The 22,431-nt window shown below is 75.5% G+C and carries 20 protein-coding genes and 1 other RNA gene; 13 read left to right on the top strand and 8 right to left on the bottom strand.

Going from position 1 to position 22,431, the window contains the following annotated elements; genetic code table 11:
* Positions 1-252 precede the first annotated feature (252 nt).
* Both AB0469_RS20560 and AB0469_RS20555 read right to left on the bottom strand, forming a co-directional pair.
* Entirely contained in the window at positions 253-897 is a 645-nt protein-coding gene (locus AB0469_RS20560) for a class I SAM-dependent methyltransferase (protein WP_366452831.1), read from the bottom strand.
* A gap of 274 nt (positions 898-1,171) precedes the next feature.
* Complete coding sequence (locus tag AB0469_RS20555; RefSeq protein WP_366452830.1) at positions 1,172-1,582, bottom strand: DUF3224 domain-containing protein; 411 nt, start codon at positions 1,580-1,582, stop codon at positions 1,172-1,174.
* A 100-nt stretch (positions 1,583-1,682) separates the two neighbouring features.
* Between AB0469_RS20555 and AB0469_RS20550 the strand changes: the two genes are divergently transcribed.
* The 3 genes from AB0469_RS20550 to AB0469_RS20540 are packed head-to-tail and all read left to right on the top strand — an operon-like array spanning position 1,683 to position 6,090.
* Positions 1,683-2,732 (top strand): WYL domain-containing protein, encoded by a 1,050-nt coding sequence (locus AB0469_RS20550; RefSeq protein ID WP_366452829.1) that lies wholly within the window; start codon positions 1,683-1,685, stop codon positions 2,730-2,732.
* Between the two features lie 22 nt (positions 2,733-2,754).
* The gene (locus AB0469_RS20545) at positions 2,755-4,887 is read left to right on the top strand and encodes an acyl-CoA dehydrogenase (protein ID WP_366452828.1); all 2,133 of its coding nucleotides are present in this window, start codon (positions 2,755-2,757) and stop codon (positions 4,885-4,887) included.
* A 12-nt stretch (positions 4,888-4,899) separates the two neighbouring features.
* Entirely contained in the window at positions 4,900-6,090 is a 1,191-nt protein-coding gene (locus AB0469_RS20540; protein WP_366452827.1) for a beta-ketoacyl synthase N-terminal-like domain-containing protein, read from the top strand.
* Positions 6,091-6,109: 19 nt separating this feature from the next.
* Here the strand turns inward: AB0469_RS20540 and AB0469_RS20535 are convergent, their stop codons facing one another.
* Positions 6,110-7,399 (bottom strand): amidohydrolase family protein, encoded by a 1,290-nt coding sequence (locus AB0469_RS20535; RefSeq protein WP_366452826.1) that lies wholly within the window; start codon positions 7,397-7,399, stop codon positions 6,110-6,112.
* Between the two features lie 191 nt (positions 7,400-7,590).
* Here AB0469_RS20535 and AB0469_RS20530 point away from each other — a divergent pair, with 191 nt between their 5' ends.
* Positions 7,591-8,892 (top strand): cytochrome P450, encoded by a 1,302-nt coding sequence (locus AB0469_RS20530; RefSeq protein WP_366452825.1) that lies wholly within the window; start codon positions 7,591-7,593, stop codon positions 8,890-8,892.
* A 106-nt stretch (positions 8,893-8,998) separates the two neighbouring features.
* On the opposite strand, the gene AB0469_RS20525 is transcribed toward AB0469_RS20530, so the two are convergent.
* Positions 8,999-9,358 (bottom strand): DNA-binding response regulator, encoded by a 360-nt coding sequence (locus tag AB0469_RS20525; protein WP_366452841.1) that lies wholly within the window; start codon positions 9,356-9,358, stop codon positions 8,999-9,001.
* 237 nt (positions 9,359-9,595) lie between these two features.
* Here AB0469_RS20525 and AB0469_RS20520 point away from each other — a divergent pair, with 237 nt between their 5' ends.
* From AB0469_RS20520 to AB0469_RS20505, 4 genes are all read left to right on the top strand, one after another.
* Complete coding sequence (locus tag AB0469_RS20520) at positions 9,596-10,468, top strand: MaoC/PaaZ C-terminal domain-containing protein (protein WP_366452824.1); 873 nt, start codon at positions 9,596-9,598, stop codon at positions 10,466-10,468.
* Positions 10,469-10,512: 44 nt separating this feature from the next.
* Positions 10,513-11,589: a Zn-dependent alcohol dehydrogenase gene (locus AB0469_RS20515; protein ID WP_366452823.1), complete on the top strand. Its 1,077-nt coding sequence runs from the start codon at positions 10,513-10,515 to the stop codon at positions 11,587-11,589.
* Between the two features lie 39 nt (positions 11,590-11,628).
* Positions 11,629-12,570, top strand: coding sequence for a 3-oxoacyl-ACP reductase (locus AB0469_RS20510; protein WP_366452822.1), 942 nt, complete (start codon positions 11,629-11,631; stop codon positions 12,568-12,570).
* Between the two features lie 153 nt (positions 12,571-12,723).
* Positions 12,724-13,620 carry a hypothetical protein gene (locus tag AB0469_RS20505; RefSeq protein ID WP_366452821.1) on the top strand — a complete coding sequence of 299 codons (897 nt, stop codon included), beginning with the start codon at positions 12,724-12,726 and terminating at the stop codon, positions 13,618-13,620.
* A 33-nt stretch (positions 13,621-13,653) separates the two neighbouring features.
* Here AB0469_RS20505 and AB0469_RS20500 read toward each other — a convergent pair whose 3' ends face one another.
* The gene (locus tag AB0469_RS20500) at positions 13,654-14,751 is read right to left on the bottom strand and encodes a hypothetical protein (protein ID WP_366452820.1); all 1,098 of its coding nucleotides are present in this window, start codon (positions 14,749-14,751) and stop codon (positions 13,654-13,656) included.
* Positions 14,752-15,042: 291 nt separating this feature from the next.
* Here AB0469_RS20500 and AB0469_RS20495 point away from each other — a divergent pair, with 291 nt between their 5' ends.
* The 3 genes from AB0469_RS20495 to AB0469_RS20485 all read left to right on the top strand — a co-directional run bounded on the left by AB0469_RS20495 (position 15,043) and on the right by AB0469_RS20485 (position 18,283).
* Positions 15,043-15,903, top strand: coding sequence for a Nif3-like dinuclear metal center hexameric protein (locus tag AB0469_RS20495; protein ID WP_366452819.1), 861 nt, complete (start codon positions 15,043-15,045; stop codon positions 15,901-15,903).
* A gap of 359 nt (positions 15,904-16,262) precedes the next feature.
* Entirely contained in the window at positions 16,263-16,643 is a 381-nt protein-coding gene (locus AB0469_RS20490; protein ID WP_366452818.1) for a C4-type zinc ribbon domain-containing protein, read from the top strand.
* The gene (locus AB0469_RS20485) at positions 16,643-18,283 is read left to right on the top strand and encodes a bifunctional RNase H/acid phosphatase (RefSeq protein ID WP_366452817.1); all 1,641 of its coding nucleotides are present in this window, start codon (positions 16,643-16,645) and stop codon (positions 18,281-18,283) included. Before AB0469_RS20490 ends, AB0469_RS20485 begins: the two co-directional genes overlap by 1 nt.
* 75 nt (positions 18,284-18,358) lie before the next feature.
* Here AB0469_RS20485 and AB0469_RS20480 read toward each other — a convergent pair whose 3' ends face one another.
* Both AB0469_RS20480 and rnpB read right to left on the bottom strand, forming a co-directional pair.
* Positions 18,359-18,709, bottom strand: a complete 351-nt coding sequence (locus tag AB0469_RS20480) for a hypothetical protein (RefSeq protein ID WP_366452816.1) — start codon at positions 18,707-18,709, stop codon at positions 18,359-18,361.
* Between the two features lie 70 nt (positions 18,710-18,779).
* Positions 18,780-19,181, bottom strand: an RNA gene (gene rnpB / locus AB0469_RS20475) — RNase P RNA component class A.
* A gap of 77 nt (positions 19,182-19,258) precedes the next feature.
* Between rnpB and AB0469_RS20470 the strand changes: the two genes are divergently transcribed.
* Both AB0469_RS20470 and AB0469_RS20465 read left to right on the top strand, forming a co-directional pair.
* On the top strand, positions 19,259-19,993 hold the full coding sequence (locus AB0469_RS20470; RefSeq protein WP_366452815.1) for a MerR family transcriptional regulator: 735 nt from the start codon (positions 19,259-19,261) through the stop codon (positions 19,991-19,993).
* Positions 19,990-20,805, top strand: coding sequence for a hypothetical protein (locus AB0469_RS20465; protein WP_366452814.1), 816 nt, complete (start codon positions 19,990-19,992; stop codon positions 20,803-20,805). Before AB0469_RS20470 ends, AB0469_RS20465 begins: the two co-directional genes overlap by 4 nt.
* On the opposite strand, the gene AB0469_RS20460 is transcribed toward AB0469_RS20465, so the two are convergent.
* A complete protein-coding gene (locus AB0469_RS20460) occupies positions 20,802-22,244 on the bottom strand; it encodes an RNB domain-containing ribonuclease (protein WP_366452813.1) in 1,443 nt (480 codons plus the stop codon). The genes AB0469_RS20465 and AB0469_RS20460 overlap by 4 nt on opposite strands.
* Between the last annotated feature and the right edge of the window lie 187 nt (positions 22,245-22,431).

Raw genomic sequence — 22,431 nt, 5'->3', positions numbered from 1 at the left:
CCACACCTACAATCACCACCGCGGACACACCGCGCTCGCAGGCAAACCACCCGCCAGCCGCGTCCCCAACCTCACCGGGCAATACAGCTAGGCCGTCTCCCGCGGATCCCGCCCGACCCGCGCCGCCCGGCACCGCACCTCGCTGCGTTGTCGAGGCACCCGGGTACGTCCGGTACGCGGGAGCCCCGCCGCCTTGCGATGCACGGCGCCGGACGACACGGGCCTGACCGGCAGGATCCGAAAGGGACGGCCCTAGATCCCCTCGCCGGTGCGGCGCAGGACGCGGAGGGAGTCGGTCACCGAGACCTCCTCGAAGGCCCCGGAGGCCAGGGCGCGCAGGTAGATCCGGTACGGGGCCTGGCCGCCGTCGGCCGGGTCGGGGAACACGTCGTGGATGACCAGGGTCCCGCCGACCGCCAGGTGCGGGGCCCAGCCCTCGTAGTCGTTCGTGGCGTGCTCGTCGGTGTGGCCGCCGTCGATGAACACGAGGCCGAGCCGGCCGCCCCAGGCCGCCGCGGCCTGGGGGGAGCGGCCGACGATCGCGATGACGTGCTCCTCCAGGCCGGCCCGGTGCAGGGTGCGGCGGAAGGTGGGGAGGGTGTCCATCAGCCCGACCTCCGGGTCCACGACCGTCGGGTCGTGGTACTCCCAGCCGGGCTGCTGCTCCTCGCTGCCCCGGTGGTGGTCGACGGTGATCGCGGCGACCCCCGCCTCGCGGGCGGCGTGGGCCAGCAGGATCGTCGAGCGCCCGCAGTACGTGCCGACCTCCAGCAGCGGCAGCCCGAGCGCGGCCGCGGCGGAGGCGGCCTCGTGGAGCGCGAGGCCCTCGCCGACGGGCATGAACCCCTTGGCGGCCTCGAAGGCGGCGAGGGTCTCCGGCTTGGGGGTGGCGGCCATGGCTGGTCCTCCGGCGTGAGCGGGTGCGGTGCGGTGTGGCGGCCCATGGTGCCCTACCGCCCGGTAGGGCACCATGCCGGGGTCCGCACCCGTGGTCCGCGCCGGGTCCGCGCCGGGTCCGCGCCGGCGGTCCGTGCGGGTGGTCCGCGTCGGCGGTCCGTGCCGGCGGTCCGTGCCGGCGGTCCGTGCCGGCGGTCCGTGCCGGCGGTCGTGCGGGCGGTCCCGCTGCGGCGGTCCCGCTGCGGCGGTCCGCGGGGCGGACGGGCGGCCGGTCTCAGTCCAGTTCGTAGGCGAAGGTGTACGGGACGGATCCCTCGCCCTGCCGGTGGACGAAGCCGCCGCTGCCGCGCAGGCCGGCCAACTCGCCCGTGCCCGAGCCCGGGACGACCTCGAAGGAGCAGCGGGTCGTTCCGTCCTCCTGGAACGACCCCCGCTCCTCGAGCACGAATCCGCCCCTGCGGCCGTCGAGGGTGCCGTCGACGCGTTCCAGGCCGGTGAAGGTGCCGGAGGCCGCCGTCAGGTAGGCGATCGCGTACGTGCAGGCGGTGTCGGCGGCCTCGATGCCGCCGGAGAAGGAGTTGACGACCGAGGCCCGGGCGAGCCGGGGCGGTGCGCCGGCCGGGCCGGCGGCCTCCTCCTCCCACTGGGCGTAGGTGAAGCGGCCGGTGGCGGTGCGCGTGGGCATGGCGGTCCTTTCGGGGCTGCGGGGCGGTTCCCCCGCGGTTCGGCACCAGCCTCGGCCGCGTACCTGACACCCTCTGTCAGGTACGCGGCCACAATGGACCATGCGCGCCGACCGCCTCCTCTCCCTGCTCCTCCTGCTCCAGAACCGCGGCAGGATGACCGCCCCCGAACTCGCCGCGGAGCTGGAGGTGTCCGTCCGCACGGTGTACCGGGACGTGGAGGCGCTCGGGGCGTCCGGCGTGCCCGTCCGCGCCGACCGGGGGCCCGCCGGCGGCTACCGCCTGATGGACGGCTACCGCACCCGGCTGACCGGCCTCACCGACGCCGAGGCAGGCTCCCTCTTCCTGGCCGGTGCGCCCGGCCCGGCCCGGGACCTCGGCCTGGGCGCGGTACTGGCCACCGCCCGGCTGAAGCTGGAGGCCGCGCTGCCCGCCGCGGGGGCGGACCGGGCCCGGCTCGTCCAGGACCGCTTCCACCTGGACGCCCCGGCCTGGTTCCGGGACGCCGACCCGGTCCCGCACCTGGCGGCGGCGGCCCGGGCGGTGTGGGAGCAGCGGGTGGTGCGGGCGGAGTACCGCCGCTGGTCGGGCGAGCCGGTGCGGCGGGAGCTGCACCCGCTGGGCATCGTCCTCAAGGGGGGCATCTGGTACCTGGTCGCGGCGGCGGACGGGGGCCCGCGCACGTACCGGGTGTCGCGGTTCCTGGCGGTGGCGGAGACGGGCGCGGCCTTCGAGCGGCCGCCCGGCTTCGACCTGGCCGCCCACTGGGAGGCCTCCGCCCGCCGGCTGGAGGCCGCCCTGCACCAGGACACGGCCCGTCTGCGGATCTCCCCGCGCGCCCGGCGGCTGCTGCCCATGCAGTTCGGCACCGCGGGGGTGCGGGCCCTGGAGGGGGCCGGGCCGCCGGACGGCGAGGGCTGGGTGGAGGTGGCGCTGCCGGTGGAGTCGCGTGCCGTGGCGGTCGGGGACCTGCTCAGGCTGGGGGCGGAGGCGGAGGTGCTCGGCCCGCCGGAACTGCGGGCGGCGGTGGCGGAGGCCGTACGGGAGCTCGCGGAGCTTTACGGGGGAGGTGGGGGCGGCCGAGGGGGCGGCGGGCCGGGCGCCGTGCCGGAGGGCCGAAGAACACGGTCATCTGACCTTCCGTCAGATTGAAACGTGTTCTAGTCTGCCGCGCATGGGCATCGGAATCACGCAGGAGCAGCGGGAGTTGGCCGACGCCGTGCGCGGCTGGGTGGCGCGGGCCGTGCCGGGGGAGGCGGTGCGCAAGGTGCTCGACGCCCCGCCGCGGGCCGGGGTGCGGCCCGACTACTGGGACGGGATGTGCGCACAGGGGCTGATGACGCCCCACCTGGAGGGCGGGACCCTGCTGGACCTGGCCGTCGTCGTGGAGGAGGCCGCCCGGGCGGCGCTGCCCGGGGCCTTCCTGCCGAGCGCACTGGCCTCCGTACTCCTGGACCGGGCGGGGGCCGAGCCGCTCGGCGGCCGGGTCGGGGCGGTCGCCCTCGGGCCCGGCGGGGTCACCGCCGTCGCCGCCGAGGGGGGCGGGTGGCTGCTGGACGGGCTGGCGCCCCCCGTGCTCGGCGCCGCCGAGGCGGAACGGGTGCTGCTCGCCGCCGAGAGCGGGTCCGGCACGCGGTGGTTCGCGGTGGACGCGGGCGCGCTGGAGGTCCGGCCGCACGAGAGCGCCGACCCGACCCGGCCCACCGCCGAGGTGCGGGCGCGCGCCGTGGCCGTCCCGGCCGGGCGGCTCCTGGACCTGGACGAGGCCCTGGTGCGCGACCTCGCCTGCGTGCTCTTCGCCGCCGACGCCTGCGGCACCGCCGCCTGGGCGGTCCACACGGCCGCCGAGTACGCGAGGACACGGGAGCAGTTCGGCAGCCCCATCGGGAGGTTCCAGGGCGTCAAGCACCTGTGCGCCGACATGCTGGTCCGCCTCGAACAGGCCCGCGCCCTCGCCTGGGACGCCGCCAACGCCGCGGACGAGGAGCCCGCGGCCCGCTCGCTCGTCGCCGCCCTGGCCGCCGGCACCGCCCTCGACGCCGCGTACGCGTGCGCCAAGGACTGCATCCAGGTCCTCGGCGGCATCGGCTTCACCTGGGAGCACGACGCCCACATCCACCTGCGCCGCGCACTCGTCGCCCGCCAGCTCCTCGGCCCCGGCGACACCCACCGCCTGCGTGCCGTGCGCCTCGCGGCCGCCGGCGCCCGGCGCGAGCTGCGCCTGGAACTCCCCGCGGAGGCCGAGGCCCACCGGGCGCCGGCCCGTGCAGCCGTCGGGGCCGCCCGCGGTCTCGACCCGGCCGCCGCCCGCCGGGCCCTCGCGCCCACCGGGTACGCGGCCCCCCACCTCCCGCCCCCGTACGGGCGCGGCGCGGGCCCCGCCGAGCAGATCGTGATCCAGCAGGAGCTCAAGGAGGCCGGGGTCAAGGTCGCCGACCTCGGGATCGCCACCTGGATCGTGCCCTCGCTGATCGCCTTCGGCAGCGAGGCGCAGCGCGAGGCCTACGTCCTGCCCACCCTGCGCGGTGACACCACCTGGTGCCAGCTCTTCTCCGAACCGGGCGCCGGCTCCGACCTGGCCTCCCTGCGCACCCGGGCCGAGCGGACCGCCGACGGCTCCTGGAGGGTCAACGGCCAGAAGGTGTGGACGAGTTCCGCGCACACCGCCGACTTCGGGATCCTGCTCGCCCGGACGGACCCGCAGGCGCCCAAGCACCGCGGGCTCGGCTACTTCGTGGTCGACATGAAGAACACCCCGGGGATCGGGATCCGCCCCCTGAAGGAGATCACCGGCGACTCCCTCTTCAACGAGGTCTGGTTCGAGGACGTCCTGCTGCCGCCGGACGCCCTGGTCGGCGCGGCCGACGGCGGCTGGAAGGCGGCCCGCAACACCCTCGGCAACGAACGCGTCCACATGGCCGACCAGATGACCTTCGGCACCGGCCTGGAGGCGCTGATCGGCCGCTCCGCCGGCCTCGACGCCTCCTACGGGGTCCGGATCGGTGCGCTCGCCGCCGAGGCCCACGCCCTCGCCTGCATCGGGCTGCGCACCACCCTCCAGCAGGTGTCCGGGCTGGAACCGGGCGCGGGCGCCTCGGTGCGCAAGCTCGTGCAGACCCCCCACCAGCAGCGGACCGCCGAGCTCGCGCTCGAACTGCTGGGCCCGGCGGGCGCGGTGCGGGAGGGGGCGGGGGAGCGGGCGGTGCACGGGATGCTGATGTCGCGCTGCCTGACCATCGCCGGGGGCACCACACAGGTCCAGCTGAACGTCGTCGCCGAGCGGATCCTCGGCCTTCCCAGGGACTAGGAGTCAGCGCAGATGAAGTCGTACATCGTGGGCGTCGGCATGACGAGGTTCGAGAAGCCGGAGTCACGGGACTGGCAGTACTGGGACATGGTCGGGGAGGCCGGCGGCGCGGCGCTCGCGGACGCCGGCGTGGACTACGGGCTCGTCGAGCAGGTGCCGGTGGGCTACTGCTTCCAGCCCTCCACCGCCGGCCAGCGGGCGGCGTACGAACTGGGCCTGACCGGCGTCCCGGTCTACAACGTCAACAACAACTGCGCGACCGGCTCGACGGCCCTGATGATGGCCCGCCAGTTCGTGCAGGGCGGGATCAGCGACTGCGTGCTCGCGGTCGGCTTCGAGAAGATGAAGCGCGGCGCGCTGGGGGGAGGGGCCGACGGCGGGGACTTCAAGACGTCCCCCGTCGCCCGGCACTACGGGATCATGGCCGCCGCGCACGGCTTCGAGATGTCCCCGCCCACCGCCCAGATCTTCGGCAACGCCGCCCGCGAGCACATGGAGCGGTACGGGACCACGCCCGCGCAGCTCGCGGCGGTCGGCGCGAAGAACCACCGGCACTCCGCGAACAACCCGAACGCGCAGTTCCAGGACGTCTACACGGTGGAGGAGGTCCTCGCCGCCAAGACCATCCACGACCCGCTGACCAAGCTCCAGTGCTCGCCCACCTCCGACGGCGCGGCCGCCGCGCTCGTGGTCTCGGAGCGGTTCGTCGTGGCGCACGGGCTGCACGCCAAGGCCGTCGAGATCGTCGGCCAGGCCATGACCACGGACACCGCGGAGAGCTTCGGCGGCTCCTGCATCGACGTGGTCGGCAAGCCGATGACGGCGGCCGCGGCCCGCCGGGTCTACGAGGACTCCGGGCTCGGCATCGAGGACGTCGACGTCGTCGAGCTGCACGACTGCTTCTCGGTGAACGAGCTGCTGACGTACGAGGCGCTCGGCATGTGCGCGGACGGGGCGTCCGGCAAGCTCGTCGAGAGCGGCGCCACCACCTACGGCGGCCGCTGGGTGGTCAACCCCTCGGGCGGCCTGATCTCCAAGGGCCACCCGCTGGGGGCGACGGGGCTCGCCCAGGCGGCGGAGCTGGTGTGGCAGCTGCGCGGCGAGGCGGGACCGCGGCAGGTCCCCGCCGCCCGGGTGGGCCTGGCCCACAACATCGGGCTCGGCGGGGCGGCGGTGGTGACGCTGCTGCGCAGGGAGGCCTGACGCGGCCCCGCCCGGCCTCCTACGCGCTGACGAGGCCCGGCATCAGCCGCAGCGCGTTCTCCCGGTTGACGCCCCGGCGCTGGCGCACGGTCAGCGCCGGATCGGCGGCCAGGGCGGGGACGGCCAGATCGGCGACCACGCCGGCCGGGCAGGCCGGCCAGTCGCTGCCGAACAGGATCCGGCCGGGGTCGACGGTGGCCAGCAGGGTGCCGGCCGGGGAGAGCGGGCCGGCGGTGTCGTAGTAGAAGCGGTGCATGTGGTCCCGTACCGCCGCGGGGTCCACGGGCGGGTCGAAGGCGTCGGCGAAGGCCTCCATCCGCGTCGCGATCTGCGGGAGGAAGCCCCCGCCGTGCGGCAGGATCACCGACAGGCGGGGGAAGCGGTCGAGGGTCCGGGTGCGGATCATGTTCGCGGCGGCGCGGGTGGTGTCCAGCAGGAAGTCGCACAGGAAGTTCGGCAGCCCGGGCACACTCGCCGGCCCACCGGGCCCGCCCCGGCCTCCGGGACCACCGGGACCGCCGGGGCCACCGGGACCGCCGGCGGACCTGCCGCCCGGCCCTGCGCCCGGCTCGCCGTGGCCTCCGCCCGGCCCGCCGGGTCCTCCGCCGGCACCGCCCGGCCCGGCACCTCCGGGGCGTGTCCCCGGCCCGTCGCCGGCCCCGCCGGGCCGTCCTGCGGGCCCGTGGCCGGGCCCTCCCGCGTCAGGCCCGCCGGCCGTCACGGTGGGGTGTCCGCCGCCCGGGCCGTCGGGGAGGACGTGCGGGTGCGTGTCCACGATCGCCGCGCGCTCGTCGAGTTCGGCGAAGATCCGGTCGTAGGCCGGGTCCCCCAGGTAGGTCCCGCGGTAGTTCGCCGTCACGTTCACCCCGACCGCCCCCAGCTCGTCGAGGCCGCGCCGCAGGGTCCAGGAGGAGACCTCCTCCTCGTCGAGGAACAGCGGCGCGTGGAACGCGAAGCGCCCCGGGTACGCCTCCACCACCTCGGCCGCCGCCTCCAGCGTGACGGCGACCGCCTCCCGCAGCTGCGCGGAGCTCTCGTAGCGCGCGGGCAGCATCGGCTTGAGCACCGCGAGGGCGATCCCCGCCCGGTCCATCAGGGCCAGCGCCGCCTCCGCCTCCCAGCCCGCCCACGGCGGCAGCGACCGCGGGCCCACCAGCCCCTGCCGCTCGGCCCAGCGGCGCCAGGCCGGGGCGCAGAAGTGGTGGTGGACGTCGATCACCGCGCGGCTCCCGTCGTCCTCCGGTCCGGTCGCCGCGTCCGGGTGTGCCGCTCCGCCGACGGCCAGGCCGCCCGCACCGTATTCCGGCATGTGCGCATTTCCCTCTCGTCGGCCGTGAACGGAAATCCACCGCACACCCTAGGCCGGCTTCCGGAATCCGCCCGCCGGACATTCCGCCGGGGGAGCTTTCGGCTCCGAACGGGTGTATCGGGTTTCGCCCGCGAACCGGCACGGGAAAGGAGCCGACTGTCAATTCAGGGATATCCGAAAGGTCTGGGCGCGTGACGACTGAACCGACTACCGCGGCGGGTGACGGTCTCGCGCTGCACGAAGCGGTGGCGGCCGCGACGAAGAGCACCCCGGAATACCGGCAGTGCCCCTACCCGGTCTACCGGACCCTGCGCGAACAGGCCCCCATCGCCCGGCTCACCCCGGGCCACGGCGTGGACACGTACCTGGTCACCCGTTACGAGGACGCCCACGCCCTCCTCGCCGACCCCCGCATCGGCAAGGACATGCACGAGGGCATCGACCTCTACCACGCCCTCTTCGGGGACCTGTGCGAGGCGCTCGACGACAACCTCCTCTTCGCCGACCCGCCCCGCCACACCCGGCTGCGCCACATCGCCAAGACCGCCTTCACCCCGCGCCACATCCACGCGCTGCGCCCGCACATCGAGGAGCTCGCCCACGGGCTGCTCGACCGCTGCCCCACGGACCGGCCCGTGGACCTGATGCAGGCCTTCGCGCTGCCACTGCCCGTCATGGTCATCTGCGAGCTCCTCGGGATCGTCGGCCAGGAGCGGACCGAGGTCCTGCGCTGGTTCGCCGTCGTGACGCGCTCGCGCTTCAGCAAGGACCTCAAGGGCGACCTGGAAGAGGCCGAGATCTGGCTGCGGGACTACTTCGCCCGGCACATCCACCGCACCCGGCTCCGCCCCACGGACGACTTCCTCAGCATGCTGGTGCAGACCCCGCACGAGGAGGAGCCGCTCACCGACGACGAACTCGTGTCGATGATCTGGGTGCTGCTCTTCGCCGGGCACAAGACGACCACCCTCCAGATCGGGAACTGCGTCTTCAGCCTGCTCACCCACCCCGACCAGCTGCGGGCGGTCCGGGAGGACCGGGACCTGCTGCCGCAGGCGATCGAGGAAATGCAGCGGTTCGAGGGCTCGGTGGAAACCTCTACCTTCCGGTACGCGCTGGAGGACGTGGAAATCGGCGGGACGGTCATTCCGAAGGGCGCGGTCGTGCAGATCGCGCTGAACTCGGCCAACCGCGACCCGGAGAAATTCCCCGACCCGGACACCCTGGACTTCACCCGCGAAGGGCTGCAGAGCAGCCATCTCGGATTCGGGTACGGCGCCCACTACTGCCTGGGCGCCCCGCTGGCCCGGCTGGAGCTGGAGATCTGCCTGACGGCGCTGCTCGACCGCTTCCCGGACATGGTCCTGGCCATGCCGACGCCGGCGGAGGGGGACTGGCTCAAGGGCCCCTTCCCGGCCTTCCGCGGGCTGGAGAAGCTGCCCGTCGCCCTGGACCCCTCGCGGACGGTCGACGACTGGACCGCGGGCGACTGACCGGGGCCCGAGCCCCGAGGGGAGCCCTCCGCGACTGACCGGCGGAGGGCTCCCGCACGCGTACGGGCCCAGCCGCGCCCGTACCCGCGGCGGCCCCCGTGCGGCGTCAGGGCCGGGCCAGCGCCGGGTCCACCACCGTCTCGCCCGTCGACGCCCGCCGCAGGTACTCCGCCAGCTCCTCGACCGGCCCGTCCCGCAGGACCAGCCCCGCCGCGCCCGCGGCCAGTACGGCCTCCCGCAGCCCCGGGTGCGCCGAGCCCGTGGCCACCAGCACCCGGCACTCCGGGTCGTCCGCCAGCAGGACCGCCACCGCTTCCGGGTCCTCGACCAGCGCCACCGCCGGCCGCTCCGTCAGGGAGGCCACCACCTCGATGTCCGGCTGGAGGCCGAGCCGGACCGCGAGCGGGGGGTTGGGCGGGTCCAGCAGGACGCGCAGGGAGCGGGCGGGCCGGTGCGCCACGGGCATCTCATCCACCGCCGCAGGCTATCGGCCGTCCTTCCCCGGGACCGGCAACACGCCCCGCACCACGATCATCTGACGTGCAGTCAGCGCTCTTCCCAACCCGGGGGGCGTGCGTTATACATTCCCTCAGCCGCTTCCTAGAACGCGTTCTAGAACCGGCTCCGCATGCGACCTCGGTGCGGCCGACGGTGCGGACGGCCGCGCCGAGGTCTTCCAGAGAGCAGAAGGAGCAGCATCCGAATGCCGATCGATGCCGCCAGGGCCCTCGCCGCCGACCCCCGCCGGGGGGAGATCGACTGGGACCACAAGGACATCCAGCTCTACCACCTCGGCCTCGGAGCCGGCTCGTCCCTGCACGGGCGCAGCCTGGCCACCGACCCCGACGAGCTGCGCTACACCCTGGAGTCCAGGCTCCACGTGCTCCCCAGCTTCGCGACCGTCGCCGGCGCCGGCATGGCCATGCTCGGCGGGCTCGCGGCCCCCGGCATCGAGGTCAACCTGGCGAACGTCCTGCACGGCGGGCACTCCCTCGAACTGCACCGGCCCATTCCGGTCAAGGGGCGGGCGACCTCCTCCTCCAAGGTCGCCGCCGTCTACGACAAGGGCAAGGCGGCCGTGGTCGTGCTGCGCTCCGAGGTGGCCGACGCCGACGGGCCGCTGTGGACCAGCGACGCGCAGATCTTCGTCCGGGGCGAGGGCGGTTTCGGCGGCGAACGCGGGCCCTCCGTGCGCAGCGAGCTGCCCGAGCGCGCCCCCGACCGCACCGAGGAGCGGCCGATCCGGGAGGAGCAGGCGCTGCTCTACCGGCTCTCCGGGGACTGGAACCCGCTGCACGCCGACCCGGAGTTCGCCAAGCTGGCGGGCTTCGACCGGCCGATCCTGCACGGCCTCTGCTCGTACGGGATGACCCTCAAGGCCGTCGTCGACACCGCCCTCGGCGGGGACGTCTCCCGCGTCCGCGCCTACCGCACGCGCTTCGCCGGGATCGTCTTCCCCGGGGAGACCCTGCGCATCCGGATGTGGCAGGAGCCCGGCCGCGTCCTGGTCTCGGTCACCGCCGCCGAACGCGACGACGCCCCGGTCCTCGCCGACACCGTCGTCGAGCACGCGTAACCACAGGCCCACGCCACAGGCACACGCCCCTAAGGAGCCGCACCGTGCGCGCAGCACTGCTGAGCGAGATAGGCCAGGACAAGCTCGAGGTCGTCGACGACATGGAAGCCGTGGGCCTGGGCCCCGGCAAGGTGAGGATCCGCATCAGGGCCACCGGCCTGTGCCACTCCGACCTCTCGGCGATGAGCGGCGTCCTGCCGCAGCCCGCGCCCTTCGTCCCCGGCCACGAGGGCGCCGGGGTGATCACCGGCGTCGGTGAAGGGGTCACCGGCCACAAGGAGGGCGACCGGGTCCTCGTCTGCTGGCTGCCGCCGTGCGGGCACTGCCCCGCCTGCAAGCGCGGGCAGGGGCACCTGTGCCTGGAGAGCCTGGTCAACGCGGGCATCCCCAACTTCCGCCGGGCCGGCGGGGAGGTCTTCGGCTTCGCCGCGACCGGCACCTTCGCCGAGGAGATCGTCGTCGCCGCCAACTGCGCCGTCCCGATCCCCGACGACGTGCCCTTCGACATCGCCGCCCTCATCGGCTGCGGGGTCACCACCGGACTCGGGGCGGCCGTCAACACCGCCGAGGTGGAGGCGGGTTCCTCCGTCGCCGTCATCGGCTGCGGCGGCGTCGGCATCTCCGTCATCCAGGGCGCCAAGGTGCAGGGCGCTGCCCAGATCGTCGCCGTGGACCCCGTGGAGTCGCGGCGGGAGGCCGCCCTGCGCTTCGGGGCGTCGGAGGCGGTCGCCCCGGAGGCCTTCGAGGACGCCAAGGCCCGGATCACCTCCGGGGAGGGCTTCGACTACGTCTTCGAGGTCGTCGGCAAGTCGGCCACCGCCCGCACCGCCTACCGGATGACCCGGCGCGGCGGCTCGGTCGTGATCGTCGGCGCGGGCGCCCTCGACGACAACTTCCAGATCGACATGTTCTCGCTGTTCTTCGACGAGAAGAAGATCCTCCCCTCGATGTACGGGGGCGGGGACGTGCTCCGCTCCTACGCGCGCACCATCGCCCTGTGGCGGGCCGGCCGGATCGACCTGGCGGGCCTGATCACGCACCGGGTGAAGCTGACCGAGATCAACGACGCCCTCGACCAGATGCGCACGGGCACGGCCCTGCGCACCTGCATCGAGATCTGACGCCCCGCCGACCGATCCGTCCTGAGAGGAATCCGGCACATGTCACTGCCACTTGAGGGGCTCAGCGCCATCGTCACCGGCGCCGGCCGGGGGCTCGGCCGGGCCGAGGCGCTCGAACTGGCCCGGCTCGGCGCGAGCGTGGTCGTCAACGACTTCGGCCAGAGCGGCCGCGACGGCTCCGGCGAGGCCTCGGCCGCCCCGGCGGAGGAGGTCGCCGCCGAGATCCGCGCGGCGGGCGGGCAGGCGGTGGCGCACCTGGGGGACGTGGCCGACTTCGAGCAGGCGCGGGACCTGGTCGAGCTGGCCGTCTCCCGCTTCGGAAAGCTCGACGTCCTGGTCAACAACGCGGGGATCCTGCGCGACCGGATGGTCTTCTCGATGTCGGAGGAGGAGTGGGACTCGGTGATCCGGGTCCACCTCAAGGGCCACTTCAACACCACCCATTTCGCCTCCGCGCACTGGCGGGAGCGCTCCAAGGCGGCCGGCGGCCCGGTGTACGGGCGGATCGTCAACACCTCCTCCGAGGCCTTCCTCGGCGGTTCGGCGGGCCAGCCGAACTACGCGGCGGCCAAGGGCGGCATCGTGGGCCTGACCACCTCGACCGCCCTGGCCCTGGCCAAGTACGGGGTGACGGCCAACGCCATCTGCCCGCGGGCCCGCACCCGGATGACCGAGGACGTCTTCGCCGGCTTCCAGGTCCCGGCGGAGGGCGAGCTCGACCCGCTCGCCCCCGAGCACGTCGCCCCGCTGGTCGGCTACCTCGCCTCGCCCGCCTCGGCGAAGGCGAACGGCCAGCTCCTCGTCGTCCACGGCGGGATCGTGGTCGTCATGGAACGGCCCCGGGTCGCGGCGAAGTTCGACACCTCGAAGGAGGCCTTCACCTTCGAGGAGCTCGACTCCCTCCTCAGCCCGCACTACGACTCCCGCCCGGCGAACGAGACCTTCGCCGCGGCCGAGGTCCTGGGCCTCAAACACGGCTGAGCCGGGCCCGCCGTCCGCCCGTCGCGGCCCCGGTGCTGCGAACGGGCGGTTCGCCGCAGGGGCGGTCGGCGTGGCGGATCGCGGGGCGGGGTGCGCGGCAGGGGCTGCGGTTGAGTGGGGGGATCGCCCCCTCCCCCAGAGGAGTAACCCGCCATGACCGTTCAGGAGCACCTCCCCGCCGGCACGATCCTGATCGTCGACTCCCAGGCCCTGGGCTGTTCCGGAGCGGTGTTCCGCGTCGACCCGTCGACCGGCGAGGCGGCACTGTTCGCCCTGGGCGGCGAGCTGCTGGGGGGAACCGGCATCGCCGTGGAGGCCGGCGGCGGCGTCCTGGTGACCAAGGACCGGCACTTCCCCGGGACCGGCAGTCTGCTGCGCCTCGACCCGGGGACGGGGGACCAGTCCGAGGTGTCCTCCGGCGGGAAGTTCTCCGCCCCCCTCGGCGTGGCCGTCGAGGCCGGCGGGAGCATCCTCGTCGCGGACGCCTCCGCGGGCGGGTTCGGGGCCGTGATCCGCGTCGACCGCACCACGGGCGGGCAGACCGTCCTGTCCCAGGGCGACGGGGCGGCGGCCGACCCGCCGGTGCGGGCGGTGGGGCTGTGCGTGGCACCCGACGGATCCGTCCTGGTGGTCGAGCAGAACATGATCGGGGGCGAGGACCTCTCGTCCCGGGTGGTGCGCGTCGACCCGGTCACCGGCGCCCGCACGACGGTCACCTCGGGCGGTGAGCTGCGCAGTCCCACCGACGTGGTGGTGGACGCCGCGGGCCACATCCTGGTCACCGACGCCAACGCCTTCCCCGGCTTCGGCGGCGGGGTGATCAAGGTGGACCCGGTGACGGGCGCCCAGACCACCGTGTCCTCCGGCGGCGGCTTCGTCGCTCCCGGGGCGATCGCGATCGAGGCCGACGGCAGCCTGCTGGTCACCGACAGCGACCCCGGGGGCAGCGACCGCACCCTGTTCCGGGTGGACCCGGTGACCGGGGCCCAGAAGGTGCTCGCCTCGGGCGGCCAGTTCACCTTCATGACGGGGGTGGCGGTCGTCCGGTAGGACCGGCTGCGGCTCCCGTACGCCGTCCCCGGCTCAGCCCAGCGGGGCCTGCTGGAGGGGGACCGGGCGGGCGGCCGCCTTCGGCGGCGGGTCCAGTCGGACGGGCGGGGGCGGGGCGGCCGGCTGGCTCAGGGCGACGATCCCGCAGGGGACCCCGGGGACGGCGTACGGGAGCCGCAGCCGCCCCTCCGGCGTCCACAGGCCCGTGCCCAGCCAGCCCGCCGGCGTGGTGAAGCGGAACACGTACCGGTCGGCCGGGCGCCACAGCGCGAGGCCCGTCCCACCGACGCGCAGCGCGACGCCGCAGGTCTCCGGCATCAGGATCTGGCCCGGCTGCACCGCGAAGGGGTGGGCGTCCTCCAGCCGCAGGCACTCCGGGAAGCGGACCGGCCGGGAGCTGCCCAGCACCCCCCAGCCGAGCCGGGGCTCGCCCGGCGCGTCCGAGCGGATCAGCAGCAGCCCGCTGTCGGGGGCGGCCATCAGCAGCCGGTCGTCGCTGTCCTCGGCGATCTGGAGCAGGGGGGTGACGACCCCGCCCCGCACCAGGTCCACGGCGACGGCCTTGACCCGGCCGTCCTGCTCGCGGTCCAGGGACAGCAGCCGGCCCGAGCGGTCCAGCCAGACCCCGCCGGAGCAGCGGCCCGGGAGGACGGCGGCCCGCCGCGGTGCGTCGGAGCCGTGCCCGGCCACCTGCCAGACGGTGGTCTCCCCGCCCGCCACCGCGAGCGCGTAGGCCGCGGACCCGTCGGGGGACGGCGGCAGCAGGCGGACCAGCAGCCCGTCGGCGGCGTCGATCCCGCCGAGGCGGAGCTCGCCCGTGCGGGGGCCGGCGCCGGGGCACGACGGGCGGGGGCCCGTGTAGGTGCCCGAGGGGTAGAGCAGGGAGAACGCGTGCCGGTCGGCGACCCGGCGGTGGATCAGGACCCGCCCGTCGGACAGCGGCAGCACCTCGCTGTCGGCCTCCTCCGGCTGCGCGAGCGGCAGCGGCACCGCGTACGGCTCCGGCCCGCCCAGCGTCCAGCGCTCCGCATAGCGGGCCTCGCCCTCCCCGGCCAGCCGCGCGGCGTACGCCCCGTCGGCGGTGATCGCGAGGGGGGCGGTCGTGGTCATCTCGGTGGCACAGACAGTCATCCGGGCCGTCACCTCCGGGGAGGAACCTAGGTTTCGCGCTTCCGGCCGGACAACACGACCTCGCACGCTTCACACGTACGGGTGGCGCCCCCGCGATTCTCCGGTGCCGCAGGGGGTGACTGTGCTGTTGATATCGGGGCGATTGGGGGCAGATGCGGTACGCCCCGCCTCGGGGTGCGACGGCGGCGTCCCGCCGGTGCGCCCGGTGACCCCGTCCTCCCCGCACGCCCCCCGGCCGCCCCCTGCCCGGGGGACAGGCCGGGCGGTCGCCACGGACGGTAGCCTTGGCCCGTGCCCTCTCTCTCTGAAGTCATCGCCGCGCTGGACGCTCTCTGGCCCCCCTCGCGGGCCGAGCAGTGGGACGCCGTCGGCACCGTCTGCGGCGACCCCGACGCCGAGATCACCCGGGTGCTGTTCGCCGTGGACCCCGTCCAGGAGATCGTCGACGAGGCCGTGAAGCTCGGCGCCGACCTGGTCGTCACCCACCACCCCCTCTACCTGCGCGGCACCACCACCGTCGAGGCGGGCACCTTCAAGGGCCGCGTCGTGCACACGCTGATCAAGAACGACATCGCGCTGCACGTCGCCCACACCAACGCCGACACCGCCGACCCCGGGGTCTCCGACGCCCTCGCCGGCGCCCTCGACCTGCGCGTCACCGGCCCGCTCGTGCCCGACCCGACCGACCCGTCCGGCCGCCGCGGCCTCGGCCGGATCTGCGAGCTGGACCACCCCGAGACCCTGCGCGAGTTCACCGCCCGCGCCGCCGCCCGGCTCCCGCGCACCGCCCAGGGCATCCGCGCCGCCGGCGACCCCGACGCGCCGATCCGCACCGTCGCCGTCAGCGGCGGCTCCGGCGACAGCCTCTTCGCGCAGGTCCGCGCCGCCGGCGTGGACGCCTTCCTCACCGCCGACCTGCGCCACCACCCGGCGTCCGAGGCCCGCGAGCAGAGCCCGCTCGCCCTCGTCGACGCCGCCCACTGGGCCACGGAGTGGCCCTGGTGCGAGCAGGCCGCGGCCCAGCTCGACGCCGTCTCCGAGCGCCAGGGCTGGGGTCTTCGGACCCATGTCTCGCGCACGGTCACCGACCCGTGGACGGCGCACGCGCCGTCCGAAACCACCCCTTCTAGTGTCTCTGGAGCCCCCAACTGAACGCCGAGCCCGCCGACCAGATCCGACTCCTCGACGTCCAGGCCCTGGACGTCCGGCTGTCTCAGCTGGCCCACAAGCGCAAGTCGCTGCCCGAGCACGCCGAGGTCGACTCCCTGACCAAGGACCTCAGCCAGCAGCGCGACCTGCTCGTCGCCGCGCAGACGCAGGCCAGCGACGCCGCCCGCGAGCAGACCAAGGCGGAGCAGGACGTCGACCAGGTCCGCCAGCGCGCGGCCCGCGACCAGCAGCGCCTGGAGTCGGGCGCCGGCATCTCGGCCAAGGACCTGGCCAACCTCCAGAGCGAGGTCGCCTCGCTCGCCAAGCGGCAGGCCGACCTGGAGGACGTCGTCCTGGAGGTCATGGAGCGCCTGGAGGGCGCCCAGGAGCGCGTCACCGGGATCACCGAGCGCGTCGCCGCGCTGGAGTCCAAGCTGTCCGACGCCACCGCCCGCCGCGACGCCGCCACCGGCGAGCTCGACGCCGAGGCCGCGAAGGTCACCAAGGACCGCGAGGTCATCGTCGGCTCCATGCCGGCCGACCTGATGGCCCTGTACGAGAAGATCCGCGTCAAGCAGGGCGGGGTCGGCGCCGCGCGCCTCTACCAGCGCCGCTGCGAGGGCTGCCGCCTGGAGCTCGACATGGCCGAGGTCAACGAGATCAAGGCCGCCGCCCGCGACCAGGTCGTGCGTCACGACAACTGCGGCCGCATCCTGGTCCGTACGGCGGACTCGGGCATCTGATGCCGCGCTTCGTCGTGGAGGCCGACGGCGGTTCCCGGGGCAACCCGGGCCCCGCCGGCTACGGCGCGGTCGTCCTGGACCCGGCCACGGGGGAGACCCTGGCCGAGCGCGCCGAGTTCATCGGCATCGCGACGAACAACGTCGCCGAGTACCGGGGGCTGATCGCGGGGCTGAAGGCCGCCCGTGAACTGGCCCCCGACGCGGTGGTCCGGGTCCGGATGGACTCCAAGCTCGTCGTCGAGCAGATGTCGGGCCGCTGGAAGATCAAGCACCCCGACATGAAGCCGCTGGCGGCCGAGGCGGCGGCGGTCCTGCCGCGCGGGCAGGTCACCTACGAGTGGATCCCGCGCGAGCGCAACAAGCACGCGGACCGCCTCGCCAACGAGGCGATGGACGCTGGCCGCCGCGGGAAGCAGTGGGAACCCTCCGCCTCCACGGCCGACCTCGCCCCGGCCGGCCCCCCGGGCGACGCCGCCAGGGGCGCGGCCGCGGTCCGCGCCGCGATGGCCTCCGGCGGTGGTACGAGGCCGGGCGCACCCGCCGACTCCGCCGCCGCGGCGGGAGCCCGCACGACCCCGCCCGCCGCCAGGGCCGCCGCCACGCCCGCCGCCACGCCCGCCGGCGCGGCCGCCGGGGTGCCCGGCGGGGCGCTGCGCACCGGCGAGGCCGCCTCCGACGCGCACGGGAGCGGGGCCGCCGCTCACGACACCGCTGCCGCCGACCTGCGCGCCGCGCGGAGCGCGGCAGCGCCGGAGGCGGAAACCCTCTTCGGCGAGGCCGAGGCCGAGGCCGGGGCCCTGGCTCCGGCCCACGCCCCGGCCCCGACAGCCGTGCCCGCCTCCGGCGCCGCACCGGCCGCCGGGGGAGCCCCCGCGCGGCTGGGCCAGACCCCGGAGACCGCCGGAGGCACCGCGCGAGCGGGCCGGGCCCCGGACGCCGCTGGAGCCCCCGCCCCGGTGGGGCAGGCTCCGGAGACCGCCGGAGGCACCGGCACCGGCTGGGGAGGGCCCGACATGGGGGCCCCGGCCACCTTCGTGCTGCTGCGGCACGGGGAGACCGCCCTGACCCCGCAGAAGCGGTTCTCCGGCAGCGGGGGCACCGACCCGGAGCTGTCCCCGGCCGGCCGGCGGCAGGCCGCCGCCGTCGCCGGGGCGCTGGCCGTGCGGGGCACCGTACAGGCCGTCGTCAGCTCGCCGCTGCGCCGCTGCCGTGAGACCGCCCAGGCAGTCGCCGACCGCCTCGGGCTGCCGGTCACCGTCGAAGAGGGCCTGCGCGAGACGGACTTCGGCGCCTGGGAGGGCCTGACCTTCGCCGAGGTGCGGGAGCGCTTCCCGGACGACCTCCAGGCCTGGCTGGACTCCCCGAAGGCCGCCCCCACGGGCGGCGGGGAGAGCTTCGCGGCCGTCACCCGCCGGGTCTCGGCCACCCGGGACCGGCTGCTGTCCGCGTACGCGGGCCGCACGGTGCTGCTGGTCACGCACGTGACCCCGGTCAAGACGCTGGTCCGGCTCGCCCTGGGGGCCCCGCCGGAGTCCCTGTTCAAGATGGAGCTCTCCGCGGCCTCCCTCTCGGCGGTGGCCTACTACGCCGACGGCAACGCCTCGGTCCGGCTCCTCAACGACACCTCGCACCTGCGCTAGACCGGCCCGTCGGCCCGCAGGGCCCCCGTCCCCGGAGTTCCGGGGGCGGGGGCCCCGCCGTCCGGCGCGCCGGCGTCAGGGGGCGGGCCTGAGACGGCCGAGTTCCTCGACCGCCCGGCCCAGGGCCCGGGCCATGTTGTGGGCGTCGGCCTCGGCGGACCGGGCCTTGGTGCTCGCCGCCCGGGCCACCTGCCGGGGCAGCCGCCGCTCCTCGTCCGCGGTGTCCCAGTCGGTGTCGTGCCGCTCGACGTGCTGCGCCAGGTGCCGCAACGCGTCTTCGAGGTGCTGCGCGAGGGCGAGCAGGCTCCCGGTCACGGCGGCGAGTTCGGCGTGGTTCGCGTAGGCGTCGCGGGGGTCGGAGGTCGCTGCGGCGAGGTCGCGTATGTGCGCGGCGGCGCAGGCCGCGAGAGCGGGGTGATCCGTCATGGATGCGAGCGTGCCCCATCGCGGGCCCCTCCGAGGGGCGTTCGCGGTACTCCGAACGGAGCGGGCACGACAGACGAGCCGGCCTGTACGCCGGGTTCTGTCGCCCGGAGACCTCGCGGTCGCCGGGGAGACGGCCATCCATCTAGGACCGGCGTTGCCGCCGGCCTCGTGCGGTCTACCCGCGAACTCGGGCGGGCAGCCCTCAAGCGTTCGCGCAGACCCGTCCGGGGACGGATCCTCTTGACCTTGCTCCAGGTGGGGTTTACCTAGCCGCCTGAGTCACCTCAGGCGCTGGTGGTCTCTTACACCACCGTTTCACCCTTACCGGGGACCGAAGTCCCCGGCGGTCTGTTTTCTGTGGCACTGTCCCGCGGGTCACCCCGGGTGGGCGTTACCCACCACCCTGCCCTGTGGAGCCCGGACGTTCCTCGGCGGGATCCGGGGACCCCGACGCGGCCGCCCGGCCGACTCGTCTGTCGTGCCGACCATGCTACCGGCTGCCGGGAGCGGCTTGACCTTGACGCAGCGGCAGGGTTTCTACTGAGGGGCATGCGGATCGGAGAGATCGCCGCACTGGTCGGGGTCACCACCCGGGCGGTCCGGCACTACCACCACGTCGGGCTGCTCCCGGAGCCGGAGCGGCGGGCCAACGGCTACCGGGTCTACACCGTGCGCGACGCCGTGCTCCTGGCGCGGGTGCGCCGGCTCACCGAGCTCGGGCTGGGCCTGGACGAGGTGCGCGACGTCCTCGCGGACGACGCGGGGCGCGAGCTCGCCGAGGTGCTCGGGGAGCTCGACGCCGACCTCGCCCGGCAGCAGGCCGAACTGGCCGGGCGGCGCGCACGCCTCGCGGCGCTGCTCGCCGCCGGGCCCGGCGGGGGCGAGCCGGTCTCCCCGGCGCTCGCCGCGCTGCTGGCCGAGGCGCCGCCGACGGACTCCCCGGCCGCCGCGAAGGACCGCGAACACCTGACCCTGCTCGACGCCACCGGCGCCGCCGGGGAGGAGCTCTACGCCGTCCTCGGGCCGCTCGCCGCCGACCCCGCTGTGCTCGCCCTGTACGAGCGGCTCGACGAGCTGGCCGACGCCCCCGCCGACGACCCCCGGATCGGCCCGCTCGCGGAGGCGGTCGTCGCCGCCGTACCGGCCGCCGCCTTCGCCGCGATCCCCTCCGACGGGCCCGTCGTCCCCGGGTTCGGAGAGGCGCTGCTCGCCGAGTACACCCCCGCGCAGGCGGAGGTCGTGCGCCGGGTGATGGCGGCCTTCGCCGGGAAGGGGCCGGCGTGAGCGCCGTACGGGCGGCCCGCATCGCGGCCGCCGCCGCGATCCCGGGCGAGCTGGTCCTCGCCGGGTGCCTCGCGGCCGGGGTGCGGCCGCCCGGGTGGGTGACCGCCGGGGCCGAGGCGCTGGTGCTCGGGGTGCTGCTGCTGGAGGCCCGGGTCCTGTACGCGCTGCGGCGGCGCACCGGCTCGTGGGGGGAGGCCGTGCGGACCGTGGTCCCGGAGCCGGTGCGCCGGCTGCTGCTGCACGAGCTGCGGGCCTGCGCCTCGCTGGGACGGTGGGTGGCGCGCCGGCCGCACGGGGTGCGGCCGGGGGACCTCGCCGCCGCCTACACCGGACCGCAGACGGCGATGATGTACGGGCTGCTCTTCGTGTCGCTGATCGAGACCGTCGGGCTCGCCCTGCTCATCCCCTGGCCCGCCGTGCACCGGGTGGTGCTCGTGTTCGACGTCTACGGGGTGCTGCTGGTGCTGGCCCTGCACGCCGCCTGCGTGACCCGCCCGCACGTCGTACGTCCCGACGGGACGCTGCGGATCCGCTACGGGGCCCTGTTCGACCTCACCGTCCCGCCGGACGCGGTGGCCTCGGCCCGGGTCGACCGGCGCTACCCGGAGGGCCGGCTGGTCGGCCTCTCCGACGACGGGGTGCTCGACCTGATCGTGGGCAGCCAGACGACGGTCACCCTGGAGCTGAACAGCCCGCTGGACTTCCGCCGTCCGCTCGGCGCCCGCGCGCGGGCCCGTACCGTCCGCTTCCACGCCGACGACCCCCGCGCCCTGGTCACGGCCCTGCGGCAGCCGCCCTCCCCGGCGGCCTAGACCGGCGCGAAGAGGATCTTGGCCGTGCCCGGGTCGGCACGGGTCAGGCGGACCCGGACGCGGTCGCCGAGGGGCAGGGGCCCGGCCGGGGACTCGGCCCGGCCCACCACCGCCGGCTCCTCCAGGTGGACCGTCCCGATCCGCGGGTCCTGCTCCTCCACGTCGATGACCGTCGCCTCGAAGGTCCCCCCGACACGGTCCCTGAGCACGGCCGCCTCGACCAGGTCCACGCACTCGCGCTCCACGGAGTTGGCCAGCCGGGCCCCCTCCCGCATCTCCCGCGGCAGCGCCGCCAGCGCCTCCACCACCCACGCGGGCGCCGCCGCCCCCGCCGCCGCGGCCAGGCACAGCTCTCCGGCGTAGCGGTCGACCAGCCGCCGCAGCGGGGCGGTGCAGTGCGTGTACGGCGCCGCGACCGCCGCGTGGACGGCGGGGTCGGGCCGCTCGCCGCCGGTGAACACCGTGTACCCGGCGCCGCGCAGCAGGGCCGTGCACTCCTGGAGGAACGCGGCGTGCGCCGGGACGCGCGGGTCCAGGGACCGCACCAGCGCGGCGTACGGGACGTGGTGCGGCCAGTCGATCCGCAGGGCCTTCGCGGCCCGGCGCAGCCGGCCCACCGCGCCGTCGGGGGCGGGCGGCAGGGTCCGCAGGATCCCGCTCCCGGAGGCCAGCATCAGGTCGGCCGCGGCCATGCCCGTCATCAGGGAGACCTGGGCGTTCCAGCCGTCGGCCGGCAGCGGGGCCCGGTAGGCCAGGCGGTACGAGCCGTCCTGCGCCACGACCTCCTGCTCGGGGACGTTCAGGGAGATCCCGCCGCGCTCGGTCTCCAGGGCCTCGCGCAGGGTCCCGACGTCCTTCAGCAGCGCCAGGGCGGGTTCGGCGGTGCCGGTGTCGACGGCCTTCTGGACGCCCTCGTAGTCGAGCCGGGCCCGGCTGCGGACCAGGGCGCGGCGGACGTCCGTGCCCTCCACCCGGCCGTCGGAGTCCAGGTCGAGCCGCCACAGCAGGGCCGGCCGGGTCCGGTCCGGCAGCAGGCTGGCCGCCCCCTCGGAGAGCACGGGCGGGTGCAGCGGCACCCGGACGTCGGGGAAGTAGAGGGTGGTGACCCTGCGGTGGGCCTCCGCGTCGAGGGCGCCGCCGGGGGTGACGAAGGCGGCGACGTCGGCGATGGCGTAGTGGACGCGGTAGCCGCCGCCGGACCGTCTCGCCAGGTGCATGGCCTGGTCGAGGTCCACGGAGCCCGGCGGGTCGATGGTGAACAGGGGGATGCCGGTGGCGTCCTCGGCGGGCGGCAAGGGAACGGAGGCGGCCCGTTCGGCCTCGGCGAGCACCGCCGCCGGGAAGGCGCCGGGCACCTCCAGTCGCTTCCGCAGCCCCCGCAGCGCGGCGCCCAGGGCGGCACCGTCCGCACCGGCCATGTGCATGTGACGGCGTGGCATGGACCGAGCGTATGTCCTGCCCGGGAGATCTTCTCGGCGGCCGCGCGCGGGGGCGGCCCGGGCGGGACCCGTTGTGCGGGTGTCCGGAATTCCGCGCCGGGGTCCGCTCACCGGAACACGGCGCGGAAACGGCCGCGCACGACGGCGTGAAACCTCCTGGAACGCGACGCCCGGCCGGGGCGCAATG

The sequence above is a fragment of the Streptomyces sp. NPDC093801 genome, from assembly GCF_040701585.1.
Taxonomy (GTDB): domain Bacteria; phylum Actinomycetota; class Actinomycetes; order Streptomycetales; family Streptomycetaceae; genus Streptomyces.
This window is presented reverse-complemented; position numbering and strand designations above follow the sequence as displayed.